Annotated in this window: 3 protein-coding genes and 1 pseudogene; all 4 read right to left on the reverse strand. The window is 49.5% G+C overall.

Annotated features, from left to right (window positions below):
* Positions 1–64: 64 nt before the first annotated feature.
* The 4 genes and pseudogenes from ACUU1I_RS19715 to ACUU1I_RS19730 all read right to left on the reverse strand — a co-directional run bounded on the left by ACUU1I_RS19715 (position 65) and on the right by ACUU1I_RS19730 (position 4,207).
* Positions 65–823 (reverse strand): amino acid ABC transporter ATP-binding protein, encoded by a 759-nt coding sequence (locus ACUU1I_RS19715; RefSeq protein ID WP_000078314.1) that lies wholly within the window; start codon positions 821–823, stop codon positions 65–67.
* Between the two features lie 7 nt (positions 824–830).
* Positions 831–1,934, reverse strand: coding sequence for an amino acid ABC transporter permease (locus ACUU1I_RS19720; protein WP_005071324.1), 1,104 nt, complete (start codon positions 1,932–1,934; stop codon positions 831–833).
* A 9-nt stretch (positions 1,935–1,943) separates the two neighbouring features.
* Positions 1,944–3,114, reverse strand: a pseudogene (locus ACUU1I_RS19725) (amino acid ABC transporter permease).
* Between the two features lie 67 nt (positions 3,115–3,181).
* On the reverse strand, positions 3,182–4,207 hold the full coding sequence (locus tag ACUU1I_RS19730) for an amino acid ABC transporter substrate-binding protein (RefSeq protein WP_000738593.1): 1,026 nt from the start codon (positions 4,205–4,207) through the stop codon (positions 3,182–3,184).
* Positions 4,208–4,386 lie beyond the last annotated feature (179 nt).

Below are 4,386 nucleotides of genomic sequence, written 5' to 3' on the forward strand. Positions count from 1 at the left end.
ACATCAAATCAAGCGAAAGGCCATCCGAAAGGATGGCCTTTTTGCTTTTCGAACTAACATTCAATTAATGGATTACCTGCGATAAAAATGCCCTCGTACGCTCTGATTTAGGATGCGCAAAAAATTCATCAGGTGTAGCTTGTTCCACTATCTCCCCACGATCCATAAAAATTACCCGGTCAGCGACGGTACGTGCAAACCCCATCTCATGTGTTACACACAACATTGTCATACCCGACTGCGCCAGCCCAATCATCGTATCCAGCACCTCTTTCACCATCTCCGGATCGAGCGCCGACGTTGGTTCATCAAACAACATAATTTTCGGCTTCATACACAGCGAACGCGCAATGGCAACGCGTTGCTGCTGACCACCTGAAATCTGTCCGGGAAACTTATGCGCATGTTCGGCAATTCTCACCCGCTCAAGGTAATGCATCGCCAGAGCTTCGGCCTCTTTCTTAGGCATCTTGCGTACCCAAATCGGTGCCAGGGTACAGTTCTGTAAAACGGTCAGATGAGGGAAGAGATTGAAATGCTGAAATACCATTCCCACTTCCTGCCTGACGCGCTCAATATTGCGGATATCTTCATTAAGTTCGATGCCATCTACGACAATCCGTCCCTGTTGATGTTCTTCCAGATGATTAATACAACGAATGGTTGTCGATTTACCGGAACCAGAAGGGCCACACAGAACGATCCGTTCTCCCGGTTGCACGGTTAAATTTATATTTTTCAAAACATGGAATTGTCCATACCATTTATGGACGTTTTCCAGCGTAATCATCGCGTTAGCAGGTTGCAGTAAAATTTGGCTCATAGTGTCCTCAATGCGGTGTACGCCCGGTGTTAAAACGTTTTTCCAGATGTTGGCTATAACGTGACATGCTGAAACAAAAGATCCAGTAGATCAGCGCGGCGAAAACATACCCTTCCGTCGACATACCCAACCAGGCGGGATCAACGGTTGCCTGCTGAACGCTACTGAAAAGATCGAACAAGCCGATGATGATCACTAGGCTGGTATCTTTGAAGAGTGCGATGATGGTATTTACCAGCCCAGGAATTACCAGCTTCAACGCCTGTGGCAGAATAACCAGCCCCTGAGTTTTCCAGTAACCCAACGCCAGCGACTCTGCCGCTTCATATTGCCCTTTAGGCAGCGCCTGTAATCCACCTCGCACGACTTCCGCAACATATGCTGACTGAAACAGGATCACGCCAACCAGCGCGCGGATCAGTTTGTCGATACTGGTGCCTTCTGCCATAAACAACGGCAGCATGACCGAAGACATAAACAATACGGTAATCAGCGGTACGCCGCGCCAGAACTCGATAAAAATGACCGATAAGATACGCACAATCGGCATATGGGAGCGGCGACCTAATGCCAGTAAGATCCCCCACGGTAGCGCCCCCGCAATCCCAACGGATGCAAGAATTAAAGTTAGCGTCAGCCCGCCCCATTGCCGGGTTTCAACCCGCTCAAGACCAAAAAAACCGCCATACATCAGCCACCAGACAATCAGTGGGTAAATCACCGCCCAGGCCGCAATATAGCGACCGCGATGCGGGAGTATTTTCCAGAACATTGGTGCGATCGATACAAGCCCAATCAGTAATGCGAGGTTAATTCGCCAGCGTTGGTCGTGTGGGTAAAGCCCATACATAAACTGACCAAATCGTTCGTGAATGAAGACCCAACAGGCACCGGCTTTTGTGCAGTCAGCACGCGTTGAGCCAACCCAATTAGCCTGCAAAAATGCCCAGTTCAGCAACGGTGGGATCAGTTCCCACATCAACCATATGCAGCCAATAGTCAGCAGGCTATTGCTCCAGCTGGAGAACAGATTTTTTCGCACCCACACCATCGCGCGGCTTGAGTTATGGCTCGCCGGGCGCGAGGGCTGAGACAGGAATACTTTTGTCATCATGACTCCTTAGCGTTCAACGATCGCGATGCGGCGGTTATAGATATTCATCAGCAGCGAGATAGTCAGGCTGATAATCAGATAGACCGACATGGTCATGGCTATCGTCTCGATGGCTTGCCCCGTCTGGTTCAGCACGGTGCCAGCAAACAGCGAAACCATATCGGGATAGCCAATAGCGGCGGCAAGAGAGGAGTTTTTGACGATGTTGAGATACTGGCTGGTTAACGGCGGAATAATTACTCGCAGTGCCTGGGGAATAATGACCTGGCGTAGCGTAACCGGGTTGGGTAACCCCAGTGACCGAGCCGCTTCATGTTGACCATAAGGCACTGCCTGGATCCCAGCGCGGATAATCTCGGCGATAAATGCAGAGGTATAAACCGAAAGTGCCAGCGTTAAGGCTGCCAGTTCAGGAATTAAAACCATTCCGCCGCGGAAGTTAAAGCCTTGTAGGGCTGGGACATCCCAGTGTAGTGCTGCGCCAAAAAGCCATTGCGCCAGTAAAGGCAAACCAATGATCAACACTGCGGCGATCGGCCAGGAGCGGCGCAGTTGTCCGGTCTTTATCTGGTATGTTTTATTAAAGCGGAATAGCCCAACAGAAAGGACTATAGCCATAACAACAGCCAGGATAAACGCAATAAATCCGTCTCCCAGCTGCGGTGACGGAATATAAAGCCCACGATTGCTCAAAAAGGCCAGATCAAACGCGCTCACAGCTTGGCGTGGTCCGGGCAAATTGCGCAACACGGCAAAGTACCAGAAGAAGATTTGCAATATTACGGAAGATCTCAATATAAATCGTGGAAAGCTTTCGTAGCAGCCAGTTATCCGAAAGTCTCGCCAGACCGATAAAGAAGCCCAAAACAGAAGCGAACACAATACACAATGCAGAAACCAGTAGCGTATTGAGTAAGCCGACAATAAAAACGCGTCCGTAGGTGTCGCCCTGCTGGTAATCGATCAAATGCTGGACAATACCGAAGCCAGCGCCGCGATCCAGAAAGGCAAAACCTGAAGTAATGCCACGATTATTGAGATTCGTTACAGTGTTTTGAAATAACCAACCAACAATGCCGACAACAGCAACAACGGCAAGGATCTGAAATAACCAGGCACGAACCGTAGGGTTGGCAAAGGAGAGTGAGCCTTTAACGGTTGAGCGGCGATGAGACATAGAAACCTCGGAAAGCATAACGCTGAAGAGAGCGCCGCCGTAGCGACGCTCGTTACCTCACACCGACTTAACGCACGGGCGGCGCGTACTGAATACCGCCGTTATTCCAGAGATTATTTTGCCCACGTTTAATTTTCAGCGGGCTTTCTGAACCTACGTTACGCTCAAAAATTTCCGAGTAGTTACCCACCTGTTTGATGATGTTATAGGCCCATTTATTATCCAACTTCAGATCCTTGCCGTAATCGCCTTCTTTACCCAACAGATGTGCCATATCAGGCGTTGCTGGATTAGCCGCTTTTTCATCGACGTTCTGGGAATTGATGCCCATCTCTTCAGCATTTAGCATGGCGAAAAGCGTCCAGCGTACAATCGAGAACCATTCATCATCGCCACGACGAACTACCGGCCCAAGCGGTTCTTTAGAGATAACCTCCGGTAAGACAATCCATTCAGCCGGGTTGCTTAATTTGATGCGCAAGGCATACAGTTGCGACTGATCCGAAGCCAGCGTATCGCAGCGACCAGATTCCAGTGCCTTCGCTGATTCGTCAGAGCGATCGAAAGTCACTGGTGTGTACTTCATATTGTTTGCCTTGAAATAGTCGGCGACGTTGAGTTCGGTATCAGTACCCGCCTGAATACAGACGGTAGCGCCATCCAGTTCTTTCGCGCTTTTTAGCCCCGCTTTATCGTGCGTCAGGAAGCCAATGCCGTCGTAATAAGTGACGCCGGTAAATGCCATTCCCATCCCGGCATCGCGAGATGAAGTCCAGGTCGTATTACGGGAGAGCAAATCCACTTCCCCTGACTGTAAAGCGGTGAAGCGTTCTTTTGCTGTGAGTGGGGTATATTTCACTTTCGTGTCGTCACCAAATACAGCAGCGGCAACACCACGACAAACATCAACATCAATACCTGAAAACTTACCGTCTGCATCGGCATAAGAGAACCTAGGTAATCCATCACTGATCCCGCATTGCACAAAACCTTTTTTCTGAACGGCATCAAGCGTCGCGCCAGCATGCGCCTGATTTGCAACGGCAAGCAGCACGCTGGCGGCAGCCAGTGTGGCTATCATCATCTTTTTCATAATGCTTCCTGTGAGGCGAAAATTATCGTTATAGGACGTTTGGGAAACGTCTTTTACCTGTCTGTGGCCATCCTCTTATAAGCAAAAGTAGTGCCAGCTTTTGCGCACGATTTCGCGTCGCAATAAGCTGAGTGTAGACAGGAAATAATAAAAACAGCGCCCCGCAATGGTGCGAAAAT

The sequence above is a fragment of the Shigella sp. SIG3 genome (assembly GCF_053555855.1).

Excerpts from the sequence above, each read along its gene's own strand:
- ACUU1I_RS19715 (WP_000078314.1), bottom strand. The coding sequence starts at position 823 with ATGAGCCAAATTTTACTGCAACCTGCTAACGCGATGATTACGCTGGAA.
- ACUU1I_RS19720 (WP_005071324.1), bottom strand. The coding sequence starts at position 1,934 with ATGACAAAAGTATTCCTGTCTCAGCCCTCGCGCCCGGCGAGCCATAAC.
- ACUU1I_RS19730 (WP_000738593.1), bottom strand. The coding sequence starts at position 4,207 with ATGAAAAAGATGATGATAGCCACACTGGCTGCCGCCAGCGTGCTGCTT.